This window comes from Dyadobacter sp. HNCC25DJ185 (assembly GCF_056895195.1).
Window position 1 is genome coordinate 1 of the sequence record NZ_JBXHAR010000009.1, and the last position, 25,653, is coordinate 25,653.

The 25,653-nt window shown below is 45.0% G+C and carries 19 protein-coding genes and 1 tRNA gene; 8 read left to right on the forward strand and 12 right to left on the reverse strand.

All coding sequences use genetic code 11. The features are described 5' to 3' along the window. The 4 genes from AC1XUF_RS24045 to AC1XUF_RS24060 form a co-directional block, all read right to left on the reverse strand. A partial coding sequence (locus AC1XUF_RS24045; RefSeq protein ID WP_483344405.1) for an Ig-like domain-containing protein occupies positions 1-1,326 on the reverse strand: 1,326 nt, incomplete at its 3' end. Between the two features lie 78 nt (positions 1,327-1,404). Then, positions 1,405-4,464 (reverse strand): serine hydrolase domain-containing protein, encoded by a 3,060-nt coding sequence (locus AC1XUF_RS24050; protein WP_483344406.1) that lies wholly within the window; start codon positions 4,462-4,464, stop codon positions 1,405-1,407. A 190-nt stretch (positions 4,465-4,654) separates the two neighbouring features. Continuing rightward, positions 4,655-5,362, reverse strand: a complete 708-nt coding sequence (locus AC1XUF_RS24055) for an ATP-binding cassette domain-containing protein (RefSeq protein ID WP_483344407.1) — start codon at positions 5,360-5,362, stop codon at positions 4,655-4,657. Positions 5,363-5,395: 33 nt separating this feature from the next. Continuing rightward, positions 5,396-6,511, reverse strand: coding sequence for an acyltransferase family protein (locus AC1XUF_RS24060; protein WP_483344408.1), 1,116 nt, complete (start codon positions 6,509-6,511; stop codon positions 5,396-5,398). A 413-nt stretch (positions 6,512-6,924) separates the two neighbouring features. On the opposite strand from AC1XUF_RS24060, the gene AC1XUF_RS24065 reads away from it, so the two are divergent. Both AC1XUF_RS24065 and AC1XUF_RS24070 read left to right on the forward strand, forming a co-directional pair. Next, positions 6,925-7,335, forward strand: coding sequence for a hypothetical protein (locus AC1XUF_RS24065; RefSeq protein WP_483344409.1), 411 nt, complete (start codon positions 6,925-6,927; stop codon positions 7,333-7,335). A 163-nt stretch (positions 7,336-7,498) separates the two neighbouring features. Then, complete coding sequence (locus tag AC1XUF_RS24070) at positions 7,499-8,629, forward strand: ATP-binding protein (protein ID WP_483344410.1); 1,131 nt, start codon at positions 7,499-7,501, stop codon at positions 8,627-8,629. Positions 8,630-8,639: 10 nt separating this feature from the next. Here the strand turns inward: AC1XUF_RS24070 and AC1XUF_RS24075 are convergent, their stop codons facing one another. The 4 genes from AC1XUF_RS24075 to AC1XUF_RS24090 form a co-directional block, all read right to left on the reverse strand. Further along, positions 8,640-10,307 (reverse strand): complex I subunit 4 family protein, encoded by a 1,668-nt coding sequence (locus AC1XUF_RS24075; RefSeq protein WP_483344411.1) that lies wholly within the window; start codon positions 10,305-10,307, stop codon positions 8,640-8,642. A gap of 32 nt (positions 10,308-10,339) precedes the next feature. Beyond that, positions 10,340-12,301 (reverse strand): NADH-quinone oxidoreductase subunit L, encoded by a 1,962-nt coding sequence (nuoL, locus tag AC1XUF_RS24080; protein WP_483344412.1) that lies wholly within the window; start codon positions 12,299-12,301, stop codon positions 10,340-10,342. Between the two features lie 61 nt (positions 12,302-12,362). After that, positions 12,363-13,574, reverse strand: coding sequence for a serine hydrolase domain-containing protein (locus AC1XUF_RS24085; RefSeq protein ID WP_483344413.1), 1,212 nt, complete (start codon positions 13,572-13,574; stop codon positions 12,363-12,365). A 97-nt stretch (positions 13,575-13,671) separates the two neighbouring features. Next, positions 13,672-14,808 carry a hypothetical protein gene (locus tag AC1XUF_RS24090; protein WP_483344414.1) on the reverse strand — a complete coding sequence of 379 codons (1,137 nt, stop codon included), beginning with the start codon at positions 14,806-14,808 and terminating at the stop codon, positions 13,672-13,674. A gap of 219 nt (positions 14,809-15,027) precedes the next feature. On the opposite strand from AC1XUF_RS24090, the gene AC1XUF_RS24095 reads away from it, so the two are divergent. Further along, positions 15,028-15,357, forward strand: a complete 330-nt coding sequence (locus AC1XUF_RS24095; RefSeq protein ID WP_483344415.1) for a transposase — start codon at positions 15,028-15,030, stop codon at positions 15,355-15,357. Further along, entirely contained in the window at positions 15,357-16,220 is an 864-nt protein-coding gene (locus AC1XUF_RS24100) for an IS3 family transposase (RefSeq protein WP_483344672.1), read from the forward strand. Before AC1XUF_RS24095 ends, AC1XUF_RS24100 begins: the two co-directional genes overlap by 1 nt. Positions 16,221-16,279: 59 nt before the next feature. Here the strand turns inward: AC1XUF_RS24100 and AC1XUF_RS24105 are convergent, their stop codons facing one another. Continuing rightward, positions 16,280-19,462 carry a P-loop NTPase fold protein gene (locus AC1XUF_RS24105; RefSeq protein WP_483344416.1) on the reverse strand — a complete coding sequence of 1,061 codons (3,183 nt, stop codon included), beginning with the start codon at positions 19,460-19,462 and terminating at the stop codon, positions 16,280-16,282. 375 nt (positions 19,463-19,837) lie between these two features. Between AC1XUF_RS24105 and AC1XUF_RS24110 the strand changes: the two genes are divergently transcribed. After that, a complete protein-coding gene (locus AC1XUF_RS24110; protein WP_483344417.1) occupies positions 19,838-20,083 on the forward strand; it encodes a hypothetical protein in 246 nt (81 codons plus the stop codon). 100 nt (positions 20,084-20,183) lie between these two features. Here the strand turns inward: AC1XUF_RS24110 and asnS are convergent, their stop codons facing one another. Then, complete coding sequence (gene asnS / locus AC1XUF_RS24115; RefSeq protein ID WP_483344418.1) at positions 20,184-21,620, reverse strand: asparagine--tRNA ligase; 1,437 nt, start codon at positions 21,618-21,620, stop codon at positions 20,184-20,186. Positions 21,621-21,812: 192 nt separating this feature from the next. Here asnS and AC1XUF_RS24120 point away from each other — a divergent pair, with 192 nt between their 5' ends. The 3 genes from AC1XUF_RS24120 to AC1XUF_RS24130 all read left to right on the forward strand — a co-directional run bounded on the left by AC1XUF_RS24120 (position 21,813) and on the right by AC1XUF_RS24130 (position 23,401). Then, positions 21,813-22,451, forward strand: a complete 639-nt coding sequence (locus AC1XUF_RS24120) for a hypothetical protein (protein WP_483344419.1) — start codon at positions 21,813-21,815, stop codon at positions 22,449-22,451. A gap of 17 nt (positions 22,452-22,468) precedes the next feature. After that, positions 22,469-23,248: an enoyl-CoA hydratase/isomerase family protein gene (locus AC1XUF_RS24125; protein WP_483344420.1), complete on the forward strand. Its 780-nt coding sequence runs from the start codon at positions 22,469-22,471 to the stop codon at positions 23,246-23,248. 79 nt (positions 23,249-23,327) lie between these two features. Beyond that, positions 23,328-23,401: transfer RNA gene (locus tag AC1XUF_RS24130), tRNA-Arg, on the forward strand. A gap of 225 nt (positions 23,402-23,626) precedes the next feature. Here AC1XUF_RS24130 and AC1XUF_RS24135 read toward each other — a convergent pair. Then, positions 23,627-24,664 carry an FRG domain-containing protein gene (locus tag AC1XUF_RS24135; protein ID WP_483344421.1) on the reverse strand — a complete coding sequence of 346 codons (1,038 nt, stop codon included), beginning with the start codon at positions 24,662-24,664 and terminating at the stop codon, positions 23,627-23,629. 308 nt (positions 24,665-24,972) lie between these two features. Beyond that, a complete protein-coding gene (locus AC1XUF_RS24140) occupies positions 24,973-25,638 on the reverse strand; it encodes a hypothetical protein (RefSeq protein WP_483344422.1) in 666 nt (221 codons plus the stop codon). Positions 25,639-25,653 lie beyond the last annotated feature (15 nt).

Genomic DNA, 25,653 nt, shown 5'->3' on the forward strand with positions numbered 1-25,653 from the left:
GACGGTTACTACAATTTCCGCCCTCGCACTTTCGCAGCCTCCTACGGTTTGAGAAACAAAATAGCTTTTTGTCCCGGCAGCGGCGGTAGAAGGTGTTGGGGCTGTCGCAGATCCTGTACCACCGGTGGAAGCATCATACCAAAGCAACCCGGTATTGGGTGTTGCGGTTAAAGGAGTAGCGGCATCGCCAACCGTATAGCTTTTATTGGCAACCGTAGGAGCCGCTGGTGGCGTACAAGCTGCGACTGTTACCACGATTTCCGCCCGCGCGCTTTCGCAGCCTCCTACTGTTTGGGATACAAAATAACTTTTGGTACCAGCCGTAGCGGTGGAAGGTGTTGGTGCTGTTGCAGATCCTGTGCCTCCGGTTGAAGCATCATACCAAAGCAACCCCGTATTGGGTGTTGCGGTTAAAGGCGTCGCGGCATCGCCGACTGTATAATTTTTATTGGCAACCGTAGGAGCCGCTGGTGGCGTACAAGCTACAACTGTTACTACGATTTCGGCTCTCGCACTTTCGCATCCTCCAACGGTTTGAGAAACAAAATAACTTTTGGTGCCAGCCGCAGCGGTAGAAGGTGTCGGTGCGGTTGCAGAACCTGTACCGCCAGTAGCAGTATCATACCAAAGCAATCCCGTATTGGGTGTTGCGGTTAAAGGCGTCGCGGCATCGCCGACTGTATAGTTTTTTGGAGCAACCGTTGGAGCCGCTGGCGGTGTACATGCGCTGATCGTCACGTCGATCTTGGCACGGGGACTTTCGCAGCCGGTCACGGTTTGACTTACATAATAGCTGGTTGTACCAACCGTAGTCGTCGATGGTATTGGAGCAGTGCCTGAGCCTGCGCCGCCATCGGCAGCTGCGTACCAAAGCAGACCTGCACCTGTTGCTTCCAATGCGACTGCGGTTGCGCCTTGCGTATAAGGTATGGGGGAAGTTACCGTGGGAGCGGCTGGTATTGCATTGATTGTGAATGCCGCACTCTCGGAACCTGCAATGGCAGGAGTGACAGAAAGAACTTTGGCTTTATAACCTGTTCCAGCTGCTGCACCGGCCGGAACTGCGACGCTGATTGGACTGGCAGTCCCCGTTGCTGTTGCCAGCGGTGTAGTAAATGCGCCTGTTGCGTCCGACAACTGAACTGTGAAAGTTGTCCCGGCAGGAACATCAGTTGGCGTAAATGCAACCGACACGGGATTGCCTGGGCAGATGGAGGCTGGACTTACCGTAACCGCGGTAATGGTTTGTCCAAATGAAATTGCCACGGAGAAGAAAGTGGCCAAAAGTGTGGTAAAAAAGGCTTTTTTAGTAAATGATTGTTTCATGTAATCGTCTAAATATCTTTCCGCTAACCAGTTTGACTGGTAAAGTTAGAGATATTTTTCAAATACACTTCCAACCGGTTATGGAAGCTGGCTTTTCCTTTCCAGTAACGAACTGTATACAATGTCCTGGATTTTCCTCCGGGTTCTCTGGGTAGTGATACTGGCGTTTTCAGCGTCGGGATTGACGCGGTTTGAAAGGAATATAAAGAGCAAATCCTCTTCAGGATCCATCCACACCATGGTCCCGGTGAATCCGGTATGTCCAAAAGAGTTTACAGAAGCCTGCGGCGACACATACGAGCTGTTGCCATCTGCGGGAGCCTTATCCCAGCCGAGCCCCCGGTGATGCGACTCGTCATAAACCCGTGAAAATAGGGGCACGGTGGGCTGCTCGAAATATCGTTTCCCGGCGTAACTGCCTTTCCAAAGGTTCATCTGGAACAAAACAGCCAAATCCCTCGCCGTACCGAACAAACCTGCATGCCCGGCGACCCCGCCTGCGATGGCGGCCATTTGATCATGAACGGTACCTTGCAGCAACTGACCCCGGAAACGGTAGTCGTTTTCGGTAGGCGCTATCTGTTTTTCGGGAAAGCGCCTCAGTGGGTTGAAACCCAGATAAGCTAATCCAAGAGGCTCATAAATGTTGGCGGCCACAAAAATGTCCAGAGGTTGGCCAGTGATCCTTTCGACGACCTTTTGAAGCGTCAAAAATCCAAGGTCGCTGTAAAGAAAACCGTAGTTGCCAGCCCTGTCTTTACGGTTGTTCATGGGTGATTCTACTACCCATTTCCAAACAGAGTCGCGTAAGGCTCCTTTGGCAAAAAGTTTGGGGGCAACCTGTAAGTAATAAGCCGTATCCGATCTGGAACTATAATATTCGGGAAGCAATCCACCTGCACTCGTCTTGGTCCTCTCCCAGAGTGAGGGGTAAAATGAAACAAGCCCGGATCGGTGCAACAATATATCTCGGATTGTGAAATTCTGCTTATTTGTTCCCGCTAACTCCGGCAAATAGGAAGAAGCTTTGGCGTCCAGATCGATTTGCTTGCGGTCGTACAGTAACATTACAGCCTGCAAGGTAGCCGAAACCTTGGTTACAGATGCGAGATCATAAATCGTCTCGGAAGTAACCCTTTCCGCGGTGCGGTAGTTGAGGCCGCCAAATTGTTTGTCATAAACAATCTTGCCTTTTCTGGCCACCAATACTTCACATCCCGGAAAAACACGATCATTCACAGCGGCGTTCGCGACCTCATCGATCCGTTTCAGCCAGCTTCCGTTCATCCCCACACTTTCCGGCGTTCCAAAAGCAATGCGGTTGATCGATGTGGTTGTTACCCCGGTACCTGATTTGTAAGAAAGAACCGAAACCGGTAACTTGCCCTGCGAGCTCAGGGCGCCGAAAATAATCTGAGGAACGATTTCCTGCTGGTCCTGGCCATCCTGATTGGCGCAGATCAGCACATCGGTTTCAGGAAAAAACTGAATGCTGTAAGGTGAGCCAAAAAGGCAAAGGATCACCTTTTTGTTTTGTTGTTTCAACTGGTTGACAAAATCCGCCATACCGGTAGTAATGCCGTAATTCCGTTTCGGACTGGAAGCAATGCCGTGCACATCGACGATCACTGTATGGTAAGGCTGCAGATAATTCAGCATTTCCGAAATCTGCTCCTGCGACGATGGCCCCTCATAGAATGTATAAGAACGCATTGGCTTGTAGGTAGAAAGCATTTTCTGAAAAGCCACTCCACTACCCTCCCCTATACTTACCGAAGCCATATTCTGGTCAATCACCGAGCCGATCGGCAGCATGTTATTGTCGTTTTTGACCACGGTTACAGAAGCCTCGCAAAGCTCGCGGTACAGTTCCTTGCTGGTTTCTTTATTTAAATCCGCATAAAGATTGCTGACATCGACCGGTGCATATTTGCTCAGCCCAGCCCAGTATTTGGCCTGCAAAATCCGCTTCACCTTGTCGTCGATGATCTTCTCGCTGATGCTCTTTTTATCGATCGCCTCCTTGATTTTCGCTACGGTTTCGGCTATGCTTTCGGGGTAAAGCAGGATATCATTACCCGCCACAATCGCTTTCAGATTGACTTCCGCAGCTTTACCGTTTTTCAAAACACCTTTCATGTTCATCGCGTCGGTAAATACCAGTCCGCGGAAACCGAGTTCTTTGCGCAAAAGACCATTTACCACTTTTTCGGAAAGCGAGCTGGCCTGGTTGGGCGTATCGTCCAGCGCAGGAATATTCAAATGTCCATTCAAAACACCTATCAGACTGTCGGCGATCATTTCCCGGTAAGGGTACAGATCGGTTTCATTCATCTGCTCACGGGAATGCGACAGGGAAGGCAATGTAAAATGCGAGTCGGCATCGGTATCGCCATGGCCGGGGAAATGTTTGGCTGTCGCGATGATCCTGTTGTGCTGCAAACCCTTCATGTAGGCAATCGCCTTGCGGGTAACATTGTCCCGGTCTTCGCCGAAGGAACGTATACCGATCACCGGGTTGGCGGGATTGCTGTTGATATCGGAAACCGGCGCGAAGTTGATCTGTACACCCAGGCGGCTGCATTGGCTGGCAATGTCGGCCCCCATGCGGTACACCAGCTGGTTATCCTGGATCGCGCCGAGCACCATTTGTTTGGGAAAAGAAATGGTACTGTCGAGCCGCATGCCCAGTCCCCATTCGCCATCAATGCCTATGAAAAGCGGGACGTTGGACTGTGATTGATAACGATTGGTCAGGAGGGCCTGCCCTACCGGGCCACCCTGGAAAAAGATCAGCCCACCGATGTGGAAATCCGTGATCAGGCGGTCGATATATTTGTAATGGGACTCGTCGCGGTTGGAGAATGTGGCGACCATAAAAAGCTGGCCGATCTTTTGCTCAATGCTCAGGGATTTGAGGGTACTGTCGACCCATTCGTTCTCCGGTAAAACCAGTACCGGATCGGGTCTTCTTCTGGCGACTTTGACGGATTGTTTTTTAGCAACCTTGGCTTCGGTTATTACCGGCTCCGTTCTGACGGTCAGTCGCTTCCAGGCAACGGAAACCATTGAAGTCAAAATAACCAGCACGACCACACTTACTACAAGACTAAACCGGCTAAGAAACCAACTTTTCATATCCAAATCACTGACTTTAACGAGGGAAATATGAGGTTAATCAGACTCAACACAGGCATTCAAAGTTTATCGTTGGTTACAATGATAACAATTTACGATTGCTTTAAATGCAGCCGGTTATGGTTTTTAATACAATTCTAATAATTGCTTGGACGATTATGATTTAGACAACTAAACCCATTGAATATACTTAATTTGTCAAATGCCTGAAAATTTCTTCCAAAGAATTTCCCATCGCCCGAAGTTCGTCCAGTGAGCTGTCGCTCACCACCTTACCCTTATTGATGATGATAACCCGGTCGCACAAAGCCTCCACTTCCTGCATGATATGGGTTGAAAAAAGGACCGTTTTATCCTTTCCGGCCGTACGTATCACCTCTCTGATCTCCTGGATCTGATTGGGATCCAAACCGGTCGTAGGTTCGTCCAGGATCAGCACCTCCGGATGGTGCAGAAACGATTGCGCAAGTCCTACCCGCTGGCGGTAACCTTTGGAAAGCTGGCCGATCTTTTTCCTCTTTTCCGGTTCCAGTCCGCACATGGCAATTACTTCGTCAATGCGCGCGCTCAATGCAGCGCCGCCCATTCCGTATAGTTTTCCCGAGAAAAGCAGGAATTCTTTGACATACATATCCAGGTACAGCGGATTGTGTTCCGGCAAATAACCGATCGATTTTCTGGCCGGCATAGGCTGGTTAACGACATCAAAATCCGAAACCTTTGCCAATCCTTCCGTAGGTTTCAGGTAACCCGTCAGAATTTTCATCGTCGTGGATTTCCCTGCCCCATTCGGTCCAAGAAAACCGACGATTTCACCCTTTTTCAATGTAAATGAGATCCGATCTATCGCCCGCTGCGCTCCATAAACCTTGGTAAGATTGGTAACTTCGATTGACATCTAGAAAATGGCTGAGTGAGTGGACGATTAATTTTAGACTTTCAGGAATAGTTTGTTTCTATAAAGCAAATACATAAACGCCCACTCCACTGCAATGAATGCAATTGCTTCTCCCACTGCGGCAACCGGCTCGGGGAAATAGCTCAATATGCCTCCAAAAAGCGCTTCCGCGGTATATCCGAAAGAAATGAACCTGCCGATCATGTAGATCACAATTGAATTCATACCGATCACGACGAAAAACAAAGTCCATTTGCGATAGTTGAGTACGTCTACAATCCAATAGAAAAATGCCAGCAGCAAGGTACTGAAACCTCCCGCGCAAAGCACAAACGAACTCGTCCAGAGATTCTTGTTGATTGGAAAGAAGTAATCCCAGACTACGCATATCAGAAGGCTTACGATCCCCGCAAAAACCAGGTACACCACCTTGTTGTTTTTAGAGATTACTTCTTCGCTGGTCCGCAACAGTTCTCCTGCAAAAATCCCCATTAGCCCGGTGCCTATGGCCGGGATCGTTGAAACGAGCCCTTCTGGGTCATGAATAGTCAGGTGTAAACGGCCCGGGATAATCATTTTATCGATATAGCTGGCTGGGTTACACTCAATCGTCAGCAACCCTGCCCCGCAACCCGGTACGGGATAAAACATCATAAAAAGATAGTAGCCGATCAGCAAGCCTGCAAACCAGATCCATCTTGCCTTTTTCCCCGTGTATAAATAAATGATCTGCGCAAACATCCCCGCCAAACCGATCCGGGCCAATACGCTTGGATAGCGCATGTTATGCCACTCAGTCTGGAAAATTCCATTGTTATAGATAATGCCCAGGAACACGAGAATAATTCCTCTTTGGATGACCTTACGGATCAGGTCGGAGGGTGGTACTCCTTTTTCGAGGCGGCTTCCAAGAGAAAATGGGGTGGAAACGCCGGCCATGAACAAAAATGTCGGGAAGATCAGATCGTAGGCACGGAAGCCGTTCCAATCGGGATGGGTTAACTGATGGGCTATCAATACTGCCCACGACCACCCTGTAACTTTGGCGAGAACGGCGAAAATATCCTCGCCGCCTGAAATCCAAAACATGTCAAAACCACGTAGCGTGTCCAGTGATAATAACCTTTGCGAAGGAGCACTATCTTTCATTTGATAAGGAGAGTGAAGGGAAATAAAATTTGGGAAAATAGGCGGACATTAAAATAAAAAGCTAATTCTATGTACTGCAAAGATGCTAAAAAATACTATTTATAAGTTTCAGCAAATCCACATTTATTTGAATATACATATAAGTCGCCCGGATTTTACCAGAACTCTTCTTCTAAAAAATGCAGTACGGACCGGTCATGCTCCCCATAAACCTTCTCGCCGCAATGACTGCAATACTTTCCGGAAAACTGGTTCCCACAATTTTTACAGGCGATCAAAGGTTTCTCCATAACGTTGACGGCGCCGGGGTGAAAGTCCTGTAATAATACATTTTTTTATATTTCTGAACCACCCCTCCGCGTTATAAGCACCAACATTTAACTCATTATTAATCTCTACAAATGACTCGCCCAATGAAAAAATTTCTGATGCTGTATTTTGTGGTGGCTGCATGGTGGTTCGCCGGTTGTGCAACTTCCAATACCGCCGGCAATACCGATAATGATGAGCGCTATCAGACTGAGGAACAGGTTGCTAACAGTAAGCTGAACAACCGTCGCCTGGAAAAGAACCTGGACAAGTTCGCTGAGGAGTTGAACCTGAGCAAACGGCAGCAAAAGCAATTCAGAAAAATAGACAGGCGATATAACCGTCTCGAACGGAAACTTTCCCGGAACGACGACGCCAAACGCCGCGACCGCAAACGACTGGCAGAAGAAAAAAGAATCGAAAAAATCGCCGTCCTGACCCCGGATCAGCAACAAAAACTGGAAGTCTTAGCCAAGAAAAACCGTTTCAGCCTGGACCAGATCTTTGGGAAGTAAATCTCAAAACTTCTATTATGGGATTTGAATCCTTGGAAAACATAATACAAATGGATTCAAATCCTTAAATATTATGATTAAAATGGATTTAAATCCCTGTCTATTATAATTAAAATGGATTTTGATTCAAACGTATCGTATTTTAATGGTCATTTAATCCATTATGATAGTTAGAAACCAACTTCAATTTGCTCTAAATCAACTTTTTAAAGGAAAGGCACTCATCATTTATGGGCCGAGACAAGCGGGAAAGACTACATTTTCAGAGCAACTACTTCAATCCGTCAACAAAAAGATACTTAGGCTGAATGGCGACGATGCCGATATCCGGGAGTTGCTTTCCAGACCCAATGCTACCCTATTGGAAAGAATCATTGGAGACAATGAGATCGTATTTATAGACGAGGCTCAACGAATTTCGGAGATTGGGATTGCAATCAAAATCATCGTTGACCAGTTAAAGTCAGTCCAGGTTATTGCGACCGGCTCGTCTTCGTTTGAATTGGCGGGCAGCATTAACGAACCGCTGACCGGCAGGCGTTATGAAATGCAGTTACTGCCTCTTTCATATCGTGAATTGGTCGGGAATAATGGGTTTCTTATTGAGCAAAGGCTTCTGGAACAACGGCTTATTTACGGTTCTTACCCTGAAATTGTGGTAGATCCGGACAATGCTGAAAAGCACCTCAAATTGATTGCAAACAGCTATCTCTACAGAGACTTGCTGATTTTAGAACAAATTAAGAAACCAGTTTTATTGGAAAAGATCGTCAAGGCAGTTGCCCTGCAGGTTGGAAGCGAAGTGAATATGACTGAGATTGGGAGACTGGTACAGGCTGATAATAAGACGGTTGACAAATATCTCGACCTGCTTGAAAAAGCCTTTGTGGTATTTACGGTACCGGCATTTTCAGGAAATCTCCGAAATGAAATTAAAAAAGGGAGGAAGATCTATTTTTATGATAACGGCATCATCAATGCGGTTACCAACAACTTTAATGCTTTAAACAGCAGAAACGACACGGGCGCTTTATGGGAAAACTATATGATCAGCGAGCGCAAAAAGCTGTTGAATGAAAAAGAAAAAGATGCAAAGATCTATTTCTGGCGCACTACCCAGCAACAAGAAGTAGACTACATAGAACAGATTGGAAACCAGCTAAATGCAGTTGAATTTAAATGGAACCCCGCCGCAAAAAAAAGAGTACCTTCCACATTTTTAAGTGCTTATCCAAAAGCAGAAGTTCGGATCGTTACGCCGGAAAACAGAGACGATTTTTTGACTAAACCATAATCCGGTCCCGTCACTTCAATCCTTCCAGCCAGGCCTGCACTGTCGGGCCTGTTACATTGAACAGAATACCTGGTAAAACACCCAATAAAATAGTCAGCGCTACCAGCGGAAACAGCATGCTTTTTTCCCTAAGGGTTAAGTCGTTCAATACCTGGGCGTTTTGGTTTTTGTACCAAAATGCACCGAAGAACATGCGCTGGTAGGTCCAGAGGAAGTAGGCGGCCGCAAGCACGATTCCCAATGTAGAAACTGCCGGAATCCAGACGGGCAAAGCATCAGATTGGAATGCACCCATTAACGTGAAAAGCTCTCCTACAAATCCGGAAAAGCCGGGTAATCCTAGCGAAGCAAAGAATGCGATGCCGGTAATGATGGTGAAATGCGGCATTACTCCAATTAAACCGCGATAATGGTCGATCCGGCGGTCGTGCGTACGGTCATAAATAACGCCGGTGAGCAGGAACAGCATGGCGGAAAGTACGCCGTGGCTGACCATTTGGTAAATCGCCCCATTGATACCTTCGGCGGTGAAAGCTGCGATCCCCAATAATACGAAACCCATGTGGGAGACGGAGGAATAGGCAATCATTTTCTTCAAGTCGCTTTGCCCCAATGCATTAAAACCGCCATACACAATGGAAATCATTCCGAGAATGGCCAACGGAATTAGGCTGTATCGCGCTTCAAGCGGAAAGAAACCGTGGACGATCCGGATGAAACCGTAACCTCCGATTTTTAAAAGAATACCTGCCAGCACAACGGAAATGGGTGTCGGCGCTTCTACGTGCGCGTCGGGCAGCCAGGTATGCACCGGAACAACGGGCAATTTGACCGCAAATCCAATGAACAAAAACCAGAAAGCCAGCAAACGCAACGGTATGTCAGCAATGAAGTAATTGGAAGCGAGATGAAGCAAAGAACCCGGAATGTAATTACCGGCATCGGCCAGATAGGCGAACCGGAAAGTGTGGACAAGCTGCTCCGGAGCGATTTTTCCGTCGACCAGCCACTGCTGGATTTGCGGGATCAGGTCGGGATGGACCGCGTCATCCATACCCAAAATACCTACTGCCCTGGCCGTTTCCAAAGGATCAATCACCGACAAATACAGGCCGATCATGACGATCAGGATCAGTAACGAGCCGAAAAATGTGTAGATGAAAAATTTCAAGGCCGCATATTCCCTTCTTGGACCGCCCCAAAGGCCGATCAGGAAATACATGGGCAGCAGCATGAATTCGAAGAAAAGATAGAATAGAAAAAAATCCTGGGCGAGAAAGCAGCCAATCACACTACCGCTCAAAAGCAGGTACAATGCAAAGTAGCCACGCGTTTTCTGAATAATATTCCATGAACTGACCACGCCTACCAAAAGAACCACGACCGCCAGCAATACCAAGGGCAAACTGATACCATCCACCGCCAATGCATAATCAATGGAAACAATTCCCAACGAGCCGATCGGAAGCGTAATCCAATCCGAAACTTCGCTGAACTGAAATCCTGGATTCTGATTTTGAAAAGAAATATAAACAAACCCGCCAAGTATCAAATCCAATACCAACGCGACGGCCGCAATAACCCTGAAATTTTCACTGCGCTCGGACGGCCAGGCAGCCACGGCCAGGGCACCCAGCAAGGGTATGGCAATCAATAAAGAAAGTATATGGTCAATCATTCAATATTTAGTTAAATGCGGCTGCTCCAAAATCAAATCATTAACAGCCACAAAATCAATAAAAAAACGCCCATCGCTGTGACGATATAGTAGGACTGGATCTTCCCGTTCTGGGTATTCCGGACCAACTGGCCCGCCGAGCGGATGGAAAAAACAGTCAGATGTACACCGCCGTCTACAAATGTTTGATCAATCCAGCCAATCACATGCGCCAGGATCACACTCCACTTCGCTATGAAATTGACGAAAGCGTCGACGACCCGTTTTTCAAATATCTTTAAATACTTCGCGAGGAAGGCAAATGGAATAATGAAGTATTGTTCCTGAGAATAATCCCTTAACCAATTTATTCCCGGTTTTTCGGCCTGAGAGATTCGTGATTGTGAAGCATTTACCAGGAATGGATCGCTGGTCTTTATCTGTCGGTAAGCCAGGAGTATCGCAAGTACGGTAGTAGCAGTTGCTGCGACCGGCACCCACACTAAATGTTCCGCTTCAGCTTTCCCAATCAAGCCCAAGAGCCATCCTGACGCCTCGAAAGGACTAAATGAAAACCAGAAGAACAGGGATAAAGCTGACAATAAAGCCATAGGCAGCCACATTGCCGCCGGAGATTCATGCGGGCGTACCGAAGGTGAAATTTCAAACCGCTTTTCTCCAAAAAATACCAGCCAGACCTGCCTGCCCATATAGTAGGCAGTAAGCCCTGCCGAAAAAATAATGATCACTGGAAAAGCGTATCCAATTGGCCCGAATTCCGCAGCCCGCAAAAAACCAGAAGTGATGATTGCGTCTTTCGACAAAAAGCCGGAAAAAAGGGGCAGGCCAGCCAATGCAGCCGCACAAATCGAAAAACAAATGAAAGTGATCGGCAGCCTTTTTCTCAATCCGCCCATCGTCCGCATGTCCTGGGGATCGAACGAAGTGTCCATTTGGGAAGGTGTTACCGCGTGAATGACCGAACCCGCTGAAAGAAACAATCCGGCTTTGAAAAAAGCATGCGTTACCAAATGGAACAATGCAGTTTGCCAGCTACCGAAACCAACCGCCATGACCATTAGTCCCAGTTGCGACATGGTCGAAAAAGCCAGGACCCGCTTGATGTCCCACGCTTTCATCGCCTGGAATGCACCCGACAACATGGTAATAGTACCAATAATAGTAATGATCAATCGCGCATCGATGGTTAGCAAAAAGGATATTCTTGCCAAAAGAAAAATACCTGCCGCCACCATGGTAGCAGCATGAATCAGTGCCGACACCGGCGTGGGTCCCTCCATGGCATCGGGCAGCCAGCCTGATAGTGGGAATTGGGCCGATTTCCCCATACAACCCCCAAAAAGACATAGTCCGATTGCAGTCAGAATTCCAGGGCTGATTGAACTGATTTCCAATGAAAGTACCTCAAAGTCGGTAGAACCTGTATAGTAAAACAGCATCAAAATACCGGTCAGGAATGCGGCATCACCAATTCTATTGAGTACAAATGCCTTTTGCGCAGCCCATACAGCCCTTGACTTGAAATACCAAAAGCCAATGAGCAGATACGAGGATAGTCCCACCAATTCCCAAAAGATGTACATGACCAGCAAGCTGCCAGCCAGCACAATGCCGATCATTGAAAAAAGAAAAAGCTGGATGAACGCGAAGTATCGATGCAGATTTTTATCATCATGCATGTAAGCCGTAGAGTACAGTTGGACCAACAGGGCCACAAAATGCACCACGGCCAGCATAATGCAAGTCAGCGTGTCAAAGCGGAATGAGAGTGTTATGGAAGTGTCGCCGATCGCGAGCCAATCAAAGCGGACAATATGCAGAATCCCAGGCTCAGCGTATTGTATGCTGATAAGAAGACCGGCCGCAGTAGCTATTGCACCGATCCAGCCAGCGAATTGATTCAGAGTTTTCCCACCCAGCCAGAGCAATAAAAACATGAAAAACGGCAAGCCCAGCAGCAGATAAGCAGGTAGTACGTATGCGGAATCGGGCATGTGGTGCTGGAAAACGATGGTTCGGCAAATATCCTGAATTCATGGCCGAATTCAAACAAAGCTAGATGTCTTTCTCGATTTCCTCGATCTTGGACGGACCATGCACCACCTGCAGCAATTCTTTGAGATCATAAGTGGAACGGTTGTAGGTATTTCCTAAAACAATGATCACTGCTTCGTCTTCGGGACATACCCAAAGCATGGTATTGTAACCTTTCCACCACCCGCCATGGTAAATAAACCGGGGCGAATTGTCTTCCTTAATGTGCATCCGGAAGCCATAACCATAGTTACGAATCCCCGCGCGCTCAAAACTTCTTGGCTTGAACGCTTCGTCAAGCAGTTTTTTATCCAGCAAAAGGCCTTTCGTCAACCCGTTATAAAAACGGTAAATATCCCCCGTAGTCGAATACAGGCCCTTATCCCCCACTACATCGTCATAATAATCCTTTTCAAGCCGTCGACCAAACTGGTGGCCCGCAGTACGGCCTGTTGTGGCGGCCTTGGACGTATCTGTCACCAAAAAAGTATTGAGCATCCCGAGCGGGGCGAAAATCTGGTCGTTCAAAAACTTCCCGAACTTATCGCCGGTTACCTTTTCGACAATGGCCGCCAGCACGCAGAAATTGGTATTGCAATAATTAAATGACCTGCCAGGGCGGTTATAGGGTGTTGGAGTAGGCACTACTTTGGCGTACCAGTTCATGATATCCATGTTATCCGGATATTTGTGACCATGCCGGACGCTATCGTCAAACGAATAAATGTAATTGGGGAGCCCGCTGCGGTGGCTGAGCAGCATGTCCACTTTAACGCCATGATAGGGAAAATCCGGAAAAAATCTTTGCACCGAATCGTCCAGGTTGACGCGCCCCTCCTGGATCAGTTTCAAAACAGCGACCGCCGTAAAAGGTTTGGAAAGCGAAGCCAGCTGGAACCGCGAAGAACTGGTAAGTGAGTCCTTCTCTTTGATGTGCGCAAACCCGAAAGAATTCTGGTAAAGCAGCTGTCCTTTCTGTACGATCAGCACATTGCCATTGAAGCCTGCGCGTTTCTTTTTCTGAAAGATCTCTTCGATTTTGGAAATTTTGAGTACCGTTTCGGCATCAGGATTTTGAATGGAAACAGGGTCCAGGTTTGAAATCACCTTGCCATTCACCATCCTCCGTTCGGTTTCCGACTTGCTCTTTCTTACCAATCCCCACGAAACCACCAGAATTACCAGGATAGCAGCTGCCATCCACCACACTTTCGGCTGCACTTTTTTCAACATAGGCTTGTGGCCTTAAATTTTCCAGAACGTTGAAAGGTTCCCGGCAGAAAGCCGGCCCTTTTTATACTTACTCTCTACAAATTAAACTCAGAATGACTTATGGAACTAGTATTTTTACATGTTCTTTGCGGCCATTTTTCTGATAAGTTAAGAAATATAAACCGGAAACAAGCGATCGATCGGGATATAAATTGATCAAATTTCCGCGAATCCGCTCAGAATGGAAGGAAATCGGCAAACCTGATAAGCCCGCAAGCAAAAGAAAGTCTGGATCAATATTTTCGCCTGCAATTGTAATTTTTTCAGGTGAAGCCGGGTTAGGCGCCGCTCTCATCGCGCCCGCCTCATCCCGCATAATCACATCCAAAGTTGCGGAAAACGAAAAGCTCTCGTCCCTGTCCACCATCCGTAACCGGTAGTAACCAGCTCCGGCCAGCGGGTTTTCATCCATGAATTGATATTGGAGACGTCCGGTTGCTTCGCCACCCGCTTCCAGCTTCCCGATCGCTTCGAATTTTTTTAAATCGGCACTGCGTTCTACAATGAACATTTTGCTGTTCTTCTCCCAGGCTGTTTCCCACGCCAGTCGTACTTTTTTTTCCTGCGGCTCTGCTTTGAAGTAAGTAAGGTCAATGGGAAGAATAATGGCAAGTACCTGGCCATTGATGATGATTTCATCGAACCAGAGGGTCCCATAAATGGTGCTGGGAGCATAGCCGTAAATCCGCAACGCAAATGTGTTGAACGATAGGCTGTTAAAACTGACCGGAATGTTGTAGGAGTTGAACTTCGCGACATCTTTCAACGTATATGCGCCGAGGTCTGCCGAAAAATTGTCAATGCTCGTCCTGACTTTAACTTGCGTCGGACCATCCGCCGAGCGACGCAGCCGGAATGTAATGGAGGTAATGTCGTATTTGAATGAATTAGCGGTGAATTTGAATTCGACATACCGACCATTAGAAAAAGCAGTCGGCCACGGCCGGGCTACATATCCGGCGACTACAGCATCCCCGAAGCCATAGCCGCCATTCAATGCATAGGTATTGGATCCACCAAAAAGCGTCGCATCGATCGGGGAAAAGTTGGGATGGCTGGACACCCCGGTCCGGTTAAGGTCCATCGCCCATTTAACCTCGAAATTTTTCTGAGCATTGGCTTCAAAAACAAAAAACAGCACCGTTACCATGGTAGATAAGGTGCTGTTCAAAAAGTAAGTATGTTTCCTTTTCATGTTCCTGACAGTTTTACGGTAGTTACTTTACGTAATACGGTAAGCTGTTGAAAAGGTAACGCGGTGTAGTAGGGGTTTTTATTAAAATTTCTCTGTGGGTTTTTTCAGCACTTCAAGGGGCTGACTAAGCCGGTGTCTGGATTTTTCGCTTTTGCTACATTAGCCTATAGTGAGGTGGCTCCGAAAATCGGCACACATTTTTGCACAACATGATGCAAAATGAAAGACCAAAAATTGGTAAAAACTCGTAGGAGCTACGATGCTGATTTCAAGCAGGAAATGACCAGAATGCTGGCTTCCGGCAGAAGCGCTAAGGAAATCTCGGAGGCATTTGGAATTGCCGAGAATGTTCTCTATCGTTGGAGAAGGATGGCAACAAAAAAGACGAAATCGAATAGCGGCGCAAATAGCAACGATAAATCAGCGACACTAGCTGCGGAAGTTGCTAAACTACGGGCGGAAAATGAACGGCTAAAAACCGACCGCGAAATCTTAAAAAAAGCCTTAGGTCTTTTGAGCCAGTCCGACTCAGGGACGTCTATGAGCTGATACACTCATTTTCTCGGACGCAAAAGATCAATTATTTGTGCTCACTTTTTGAAGTCAGCAGGACAGCTTATTATCGCTATCGCCGGGGAAAAAGCCATAATGCGGACAAAAAATACAATCGGCCAAAGCATGAGGTACGGATTGAGTTTATCCGGAATTTTAAGCGATATGGTAGCCGACGCATTAAGGAATCCTTGAAGCAAAAGGGTATAAAAATAGGTCGCAGGAAAGTTGTTGAAATCATGCGTAAAGAGGGTTTAAGAGCCATTCAGCCGCCGAAATTTGTTCCAAGGACCACGGATAGTAAGCATGGAGAACGGGTGTGCCCTAATCTTTTATTGGGTCAGCCCATGCCAAGCAAACCCAATTGTGTGTGGGTCTCCGATATCACTTACATGCCTCTAAAAGGCGGTAAATGGTCGTATTTATGTGTCTGGATTGATCTATTCTCAAGGCAGGTGATTGGCTGGCAGTTGGAGGATAATATGCAGGAAAGCCTTGTCCGGGAGCCATTGGAAAGGGCTCTCCTGAGACGAAGGGTAAAGCCAGGTATGATTGTACATTCGGATCGTGGAGGCCAATATCTGTCGCACAAGATGAAAAAACTGATTAGGACTTTTAAGCTGAAACAGAGTATGTCCCGGGCCGATGATCCCTACGACAATGCGTGGGCCGAGTCGTTCTGGAGCAGGCTCAAGGCGGAGCTGAATATGCCGAAAGGTGGATATGAGAGCCTAGAAAAATTGAAGGCCGCCCTATTCGAATACATTGACGGATACTATAATACAAGAAGGCTGCATTCCTCTTTAAACTATCTGAATCCGGCTGCCTTCGAGGCTGAATACTATCGGCAAACTGGATGAGAATTGAGACTTTAAATATTTACTAATCCGCAAAAAGTGTAAACCAAAACGGAACCACGTCATAGATGTTCAAATGAAAATCTTGACAAAAAATCGTAGTGCTTCGCAAAAAGCTCCGCGGACGCATCATCCAAAACTCTACTATCCTCATTTTTGGACAAAATGAAGCCTATTTCTCCTTTCAATCGATTTATTTCTTCATCGGGATGGTTAAAAACAGAATAAGTAGAAAAAGTAAAAAACGATCCAACACCCTCAAACATGAACTTTTTTAAAGACGGCAATAGTGTCCTGTAACGACCTAAGGGCAGTGCTAAAAGAAATAGAACTACCGCACGCTCCTGCTTTGTTATTTGCGCTTCACCCGCAAATCCTTCATGGACTTTCACAATCCTGTAAACATTGACGAAACGCTTAACTGATCTTAGGCTGGTTCCAACTAGTACCGACATCGCTTGCATAAGCCTTATTTCTTCTTCTGAAAAGGTTAATGCCTCAGATTCAATAGGAATCATAGAATTACTAGTTACCAACTTTTCATTATTACTTTCAACTAGTATTTCGCTGTCGGTCCCTGGCTTATCCGAAAGGACATTATTAGTATGGGCATCCTCAACTGCCATCAGATTCGATTCTACGTTATTCTTACCTTCCGCTAGTGATTTTATCATATATTTCACTACCCCATCTTCTGAATTTTGCAAATGAAATGGAATTTGAAATATCTTTTCTAGGTAGCCAGCAGGATTTATGAGTTCCAACATGTCATTGTTCTTGCGATTTCCCTCCATTTGACTTGAAAAGTGAACTGAATGTTTGGCAACAAGTGCATTCTTAATCCAACGATAATCAACTCCAACAACCACCACAAACAACGGAAAAGCCATAAGAAGATTCACGGCTTCCAATACTTGTACGACATTTTCAGTAGGGCATCTATCTAGATCATCGATGTAAAGAATTATCCTTTCCAAAGGTTTTTTAAATTTCTGTCTAAACTCTTGATAATTCTTCTTGTTTCCAGCTTCCTGATTATGTTCGATAAACAAATTGTTTAAAACTTCAAAATCTTTTCTAATAATAGAAATTAGGCCCAAATGCTTTTTATAATCCTCACTTTTTGACCTCCTATCGATAAATGAATATAAAGCCTCAGTTGCAAGTGCATTGTCTATTTTGAACTGTAAATCAGCCTTAACCGATTCGGATTTCTGTATCTGATCATTAACTAATAAAAGCTCCGCCTCACGTTTTTCGATTTCTAATTTTAAAACCTTTTCTTCTTGTTGAAAATTCGATGTTGCTTCTTGAACCCGTTTATCATAATTTTCTTTAATTTCCCAAAACGATGCAACTACCGGTTGTAGATGAGTGTAAACATCAGCCGCCCTTTGCCATAATATTTTTCCTGATGCGAGAAAACAAAGCATCATCTGAGGAATGATAAAGCTAGAAGATTCTATTTTTGAGCTCAAAAATCCAATTAAATAGGGAAGTAGTGAGATGGTGATAAGGATACAAATCAGTGTGATGAAGTTCCCAGCCACCTTATCCTTCCTAAAAAATGATTTTAGGAATGTATATTTAGATTTGGCAATCTCATAAGCCATATTTGGATCTTTCCAGTATTTTTCCGGAACTATCTCGCGTAGCTGACCTACTACTTTATGCTGACCTTTATTTGCATCTATCTTATTTAAAATTTCCGCTCTGACATCAAATTCTTCTTCAACTTTTTTTAACGCTTCCCACAATGTTTCTTTCCTAAGTTTGGCTATCTTATCATCTATTTCCTTGGCTAAAGCGTCTTTCTTAATAGATAGATTCTCAATAATTTCAATTTCTAATTCTTTCCTATTTTCTAAAATAATAACCTCCTCCTTTGCAATTGTTAATTTGCTTGTTAGCTGCTTGTGTATTTCATTTTTTTGTTCATCGGAGCTACTATTCTCTGTAATATATTCTTCCAAATGCTCAAAAATTCTGGTCACAATACTTGCCCATAAATTTGAATCTATGTATGACCAAGCATTGAAATGAATATGCACTATTCCCTCACAGTATGCTGAGTTAGTATCAGAAAGCTGCAAGATCTTCTCTTTTAACTTTCTCATAAAAATGCTCTTGCCTGAGCCCCATTGGCCAAATAGTGCGACAGCTAGTGGTGGTTCAAATGCCCTCGCGGCAATGACATTTGCAAATGCATTTACATCCGCTGAAATATTCAAATAATCTACGCCACTATCAGAATCGCTTAATATTCCTGCTACTCTTTCCTTTTTTGAATAGATTTTTTGATCCAAAAGAAGATGACCCCACAATTGCTTATCAATCTTAGAAATTATTGTAACCGCATCTGAAAGTGACATTTCCGCTATTGTACTCCTGTAAAATCCCAAATTTTCGATATCCAAAGAGATTTTACTAATCCTCCAATCAACCATGAGTTTCGATCCATCTTGGGGGTTTGACTTCACCAGTCCTAAGGCTTTAATACGGAGATAGCTAACCGAATCGGCAGAGGACGCAAAACTTGATTTAATTATTAACACATCGTCTTTCTCAACTTTGTTGATTACGTCAGAATAACTCTCATCGTCTTGCCCCTTCTCCCAAATTTCACTTTTGATGAACCTTTCTAATTGATCGTCTCGCCCCCAAATTGATCCAACTAAGTACCATTTAGATTTGAGATTATCGACGAAATTCTCGGCCTCATAGAGCGAATTAGTCTCAGATGAACCAACTTCCCGAATAATTGTCCGACCAGCACGACTTTCTGGCACTGAGATTAGAAATGTAGATGTTGATGAATTCGTTCGACTAAATATGTTTATGACATTTGCTGTGATGGAATAGCTTTCGATTAAGCCCAATCCCGCCGCCCCAGATCCCATCAAAGGAACCCAAACTTTCTTGCCTTTGATCAAACTCTTAAAATGCCGGAGTGCTGCTAGAAAATTGTCCCTAAGGTTCTTGCTTGTATTGCCGGTTTCACTATTTAAAGTGACCACAAAAATTATTGTCTTTCTATCGTTAGATGACAGTTGACTAAAGCCATCTTTTAGCTGTGATTCAGTCGGTAAGTTTGTTTCAGAATATCCATATGCTGTCAAGACTAATGAGTTTAACACTCCTGCTGTCCCCCGACTATCAATCGAGACAATTGCTATATCAGCACTCGTAGGATCGATTTCTATGTCTATTGTATGCGAGGTGCTGATTATCTCTAAGGGTTCCATTAATTATTTGCGTAAAGGTTATTACATAAAGGACAAGAAGGGTCGACATTTATTTATAGACGTTGGGGCAGGCGGCCTAATTATCTATACATCATTTAATTATCTGATATTCAATAACAATCAAAAGGTACTTCTTCCCTTACAATTTACAATGAGCTTTTCTCAATTGTATCTGTACCCCAAAATCTCCCCCACCCCAATTTGCATTTCTCGTCACAAAATCTGCATATTCGCATTCCTATTAATACAGCTCAAATGAAAAACTTACACGATCTGCCCTGTCATGGTGCGGGCCGGCGAAAGCCCCCGGATGCACGTACTGTAGCATTAGGACACCTAAAACAGGGCGCCCCATTTATCCTAAAATATAGTACAATGAACAAACAAACACACTCTGCCGAGTCTCCGGACTCGATGTGCGCGGCTTACGGCCAGCAAGTGCAACAATTATTTGAACTCAATACGCCCGCCGAGATGGCCGAGCATCTTTGGGAGATTTACAGCGGTTTTGAGCTATATGAACAACAAGCCGGTCACAATCCGCGCAAGTTGGACATCTTCTACACTTTTCGCGATCTCGTGCATTTCTGCCAGAATGTGGCGGCGATGAAGGCGGCGTAGGAATAAAGATTAGGTATTGATAAAAAGGCCAGTCGATAAAATTATAGCCTGGCCTTTTTTATAGGAACTTACCTGAATGATGAACGCATTTATTTGCCGGTTAAAACTCCGCGCTCTTCGGATACCTCGGGAAAGGAATCACGTCCCGGATATTCCCCATGCCCGTCACAAATTGGACTAGACGTTCAAAGCCCAGTCCAAAGCCGGAGTGAGGCGCAGTGCCAAACTTGCGGGTTTCCAGGTACCACCAGATCGTTTGCGGATCGATACCTACTTCGTGAACACGTTCCAGCAATTTCTCGTAGTTATCTTCACGCTGGCTGCCTCCGATGATTTCTCCAATGCCCGGGAAAAGTACGTCCATCGCGCGAACCGTTTTCCCATCTTCGTCGAGCTTCATATAAAATGATTTGATCTCACGAGGATAGTTGGTCAGGATCACCGGTTTTTTGAAATGTTTTTCGACGAGATACCGCTCATGCTCACTGGAAAGGTCAATTCCCCACCCTACCGGATATTGGAATTTCTTTTCTTTGTGCGGTTTTGATTTTAATAAAATATCAATGGCTTCGGTGTAAGTCAGACGCTCGAAAGGATTATCGACTACAAAGCTGAGCTTTTCCAAAAGTGGGATCGAACGTTCGTTTTGTGGCTTGTTCTTTTCTTCTTCCGCCAGCCTGTTTTGCAAAAAGTTGAGATCATCCTTGCAATTTTCCAATGCATAAGTGATCACGTTTTTCACAAAATCCTCCGCGAGGTTCATGTTATCTTCCAGCTCGAAAAACGCCATTTCCGGCTCAATCATCCAGAATTCGGCTAAGTGGCGAGTGGTATTGGAATTCTCAGCCCGGAAAGTTGGACCAAAAGTATATATCTTCGAAAGCGCCATCGCGCCCAACTCCCCTTCCAATTGGCCGGAGACGGTCAGGTTAGCTTCGCGGCCAAAAAAGTCTTCTTTAAAGTTGATCGCTCCTTCTTCTGTTCTTGGTAATTTGTTCAGGTCCAATGTGGTTACTCGGAACATCTCGCCTGCACCTTCCGCGTCCGAAGCTGTAATCACCGGCGTATGCAGATAGAAGAAACCGTTATCATTATAATATTGATGCACTGCAAAAGCCAAAGCGTGGCGAATGCGGAGTATTGCGCTGAATGTATTGGTGCGCGGACGCAAGTGGGCGATCTCACGCAAAAATTCCAGGGAATGTTTCTTAGGCTGCAAAGGATATGCCTCCGGATCGGCGATACCATAAACCAAAATATCTGTAATTTTTACTTCAACAGTTTGTCCAGAACCCAGGGACTCGACGAGTTGACCCTCGATTTTCAAACATGCGCCTGTCGTCACAGTTTGCAGCAATTCAGGTGAAAACTGGCCTGGTTCGGCTACTGCCTGGATATTATGAATGGTCGATCCGTCGTTGAGTGCGATGAAAATTGCATTCTTGCTTTCCCTTTTAGTTCTTACCCAGCCTTTTAAAGTGACAGCCTGGCTTTCAGGAGCAGTTTGTAATATTTCTTTGATTTGCAACGGTCCCATTTTTCTTGTCAATTCAATCTTAATGTCAATAAATAAACTCCTTCCGCGTTTTTCGAACGAGGCGCAAAATTACAAATTACCCCTTTAAAACCTATCGGCGACCGGTAACTTACTTTTATGCTCTCAGCCAGCGTTGTACACGCTGGATTTCGGTTTAATTTTGCGCTGATCTAAAGCTTAACGACTTCTGTTTTGAATAACCGACTTGCCATCATATTGTCAGTGATTTTTCATCCGCTGATCCTTACCACTTATCTTTTTGCATTGCTATTTTTTCTTTCGCCCGACCTGGTGGGTGTAAGTGCTTTTGATTTACCCGCATTGGGAAGCCTGCTGCTATTGCTGTTTCTCAATACCTTTTTAGCCCCTGCGCTGGTCATCTACTATTTCAGGAAAATGGGGGTTATAAGCAGTTTTCACGTGGATAATGTGAAAGAACGTCGGCTGCCTTTTCTGACCTGCGTGATGATTTACGCATTGGCCACCTATCTGTTCGGATGGCAACTGCAACCAATCGGCGAGCTTGCGCCACAGATTTCGGTAATCCTCGCCAGCGCGACGGTTTCGCTGGCCGTGGTCACCATGATCAGTTATTTCTGGAAAATCAGCGCCCATGCCACTGGCATAGGTGGTGCGCTAGGGATGCTCACGGGACTTTTGATGCGCTTTGACGAAGTGGCCCTCCTGGCGCCGCTGCTGGGCACAATACTGGCTGGCGGCTGGATTTTGAGTGCCCGACTGCATTTAAACGCCCACAACCCCGCCCAAATTCTGGCTGGTTTCGTGTCGGGCGTATTGGTAAGTAGTATGGCCGTTTACTTTTTCTTTTGATACAAACATTGCATGCCATGTATCAAAACCTCATTTTCGAAAACCAACAGGGAGTTGCCCGCATCACGCTCAACCGTCCTCAGGTTTACCACGCATTAAATCCGGAGCTGATTTCCGAAATCACGCAGGCCGTCAATGCCGCGCATGCCGACGAAACCGTCCGCGTTGTGGTCATCACCGGCGCAGGCGACAAAGCATTTTGTTCCGGAGCGGATTTGAAGGAAGCGCTTGAAAGCAAAAAAACGGCGGCGGAAACATTGGAAGAATATTACGAACCCATGATCAATGCGATCCGTGAAATCCCCAAGCCGGTGATTTGCCGGTTAAATGGTCTGGCTGTCGGGGCGGGCTGTTCATTGGCACTGGCCTGCGACCTGATCATCGCCAGCGAAGATGCCTACCTGAGTTTACTTTTTGTACAAATTGGCTTAATGCCGGACGCTGGCGCGACATTTTTCCTGCCCAGATTAATCGGCATAGCCAAAGCATTCGAACTATCCTCGACCGGCCGAAAAGTATTCGCAACGGAAGCAGTACAAATAGGGTTGATCAATAAAGCAGTTCCCGCAGCAGAACTGGACAACGAGATAGCCAAACTCACCCACTTCTACCAAACCGCCCCGACCCTGGCAATCGGCGTCATGAAGAAGGTTTTGAACCAATCTTTCCAATCGGATCTGCCCCGAATGCAGGAATTAGAGCGGGTAAATCAGAATATTTTATTCGAAACCCGCGACGCCCGGGAAGGGATTTCATCTTTTTTACAAAAGAAAAAGCCTGATTTTCAAGGGAAATGAGGACTTAACTTAAATTTTTAAAGTGGATTGCTTGCGAAAAGAGCCTCTTTTCCTATCTTTGCAGTCCCGTTCGGGAATTGGTTTCGTAGCTCAATTGGATAGAGCACCTGACTACGGATCAGGAGGTTTGGGGTTCGAATCCCTACGAGACCACGGATTATCAAGCACTTATGAGGTAAAACTTGTAAGTGCTTTTTTCTTTGCTACACTTCAACCTGCTCACTTTAAATTCCCTGTGGAGCTTACGCTTGTAAGTTAGCATCCTGAAAATTCCTAAATACGTAACCTTGCAATGATATCTTGTTCCGCCTAAATTTTTCTTATAAGCAAATGAAGGATAGCAAATCAAAATGAAAGTTTGGGGACTCTGAACATTCGCTAAGAAATTATTTCCTTTACAACATTGTCGAGTGTAGGCATCATTTTTGAAAGCGAGATGTTCTCCTGCTTTAAATATGCGGAGATTACTGGTAGCTCGCTACTTGGGATTCTTAATTTTTTATAGTAATGATCTGACTGTTCTTCTGATGGCCAAACTGATTTTACAAAATCTTCGATCGACGGATAGCGTTTAAATGCCAACAGGAAATCGAATGGAAAAAGAGGATAGAGAAACATTCCTTCTTGTTGATGTAAATAATGGTTTGAGCTGGCTGGGACTAAAAAAGAAGAATAAATCGCCAATTTTTCCATATTGTTTATCCCGTTGTACCGATATCTTTCGAGCACCCATTGGGTTGCAATTGCCTCATAGCTCAATGCATATACTATAATAAATGCGTCGTCGTCTGGCACAAAGGGTCTGTTTATAGCGTGAAATAACGATTTAAGGGGATTGAATGAAAAGTCAAGGAGTCTTGTAGGACAACCGTGATGTTGAGCTAAGCCAGTGTAGATTGGTAAGTCACTGGTGAACGCATTGGTCAGACTATTGTAATTTGTGTCAAAATCATCACTTTTCATATAAGAATCGTTAGACTCGAATTTGTGAAATCCTGACAATGTGCCGCCTAATATATTCCGTTTACCAATATTGGTATTCAAAATTGTCTCTGCCTGAGGAATGTGGATTCCAAGCCCATTAGCAATACTTACAAACCTTTTTAAGATCCTCTTCTCTGTACCATGTAACACCATTCCTTTGAAAAATGTAGGGTACTGGTACTGCAAGTTTCCATATTGTGCTTGATCAGCCTTCGGTCCCGTGACAAACCAGTTTTCAGTTTCATTGAATTCTTTTGCAAGGAAAGTCCCCTCTTCTCTTTCGCGGAACAATGTTGGTAAAAGAGGAAAGGTTTTATTAGTAGACTCGTACTGCGAACGGAAAATAAAATTCCCGCTGCCACGCCATTGATCATTAGAAAGCCTCAAATAGTTGAATAGCTGTCTGGCAGAGGTAAAATCTTCAACTGGCATGCGCTAGGGATTTATTTGGTAATCATTGGATCATAATAAACATAATAACGGTAAAAGAGGCTTCATAAGCAATTTAAATCTATAATGCCGTATCATACAAAGACTGTAGAAATTTGCATCACCCGAGTATAGAGCATTCCGAAGGAAAGCTAAGTTACTAATAAAGTATCCCGTACCAACAACAGAAAACTATTAGAGGAGGAATTAATAGTGAGCCAAAAGGCAAGAACTTCCTATCGTTTAATAATTATCATAACATTAAATTAAATCAATTCCCTTTCCAGAGGTAGAAAATGGAATTAGAAAGTTCATAGTTCGTCCCTGTGGGTAAGAAAAATGTTTAAAATATCCTCTTCTGTTGGCGGTACTCCCGATTTGATTTGAATGAAAGACAGCAAATGATCGCAACGCTTCATCAAGACTGACATAGCATATTCGCCTACAAATGTGAATAACCTCAGATAATCATCTAGTTCCTGCGGATGAATTGATTTTCTTTGAAACGGTGTGTGTAAACTTGCCTCCAACCGACCATCGCGAAAAATGCGATCTATGGATAGAACCATTACTCCAACCTCAAATTCCGTTTCCTCTCTGTGAGCAATGAACTTATGCCGCAATCTCATTATTTCCAGGTGCAGTTCGAGCATCTCCTCGTTTCCCTTGAAGACATCCTTTTCCTTTAGCGAAGCATTTCCGGAGTTGCTTGTGAAACAGCGCCCATAAATTGCAATGATTCCATACCACAGCGCATCTTGGTCAAATCGCTCTTCGTTTTCATTTGGGTTGTTTTGTTTTAGAAGAGACTGAAGCTTTGTGGCTGATTGCAACAAAAACTTAATGTCAGTATTTATATAGAAGTATGCATAGACACGTTTAGCAATTTTAGGATCAATTGGAAGATTTACCTTACCAACATTCTCGGCAATTACCCTATTAACAAGCTTTTCTTTAATTTTATCACGCTCCGTCATCTTCTTCTAAAATTA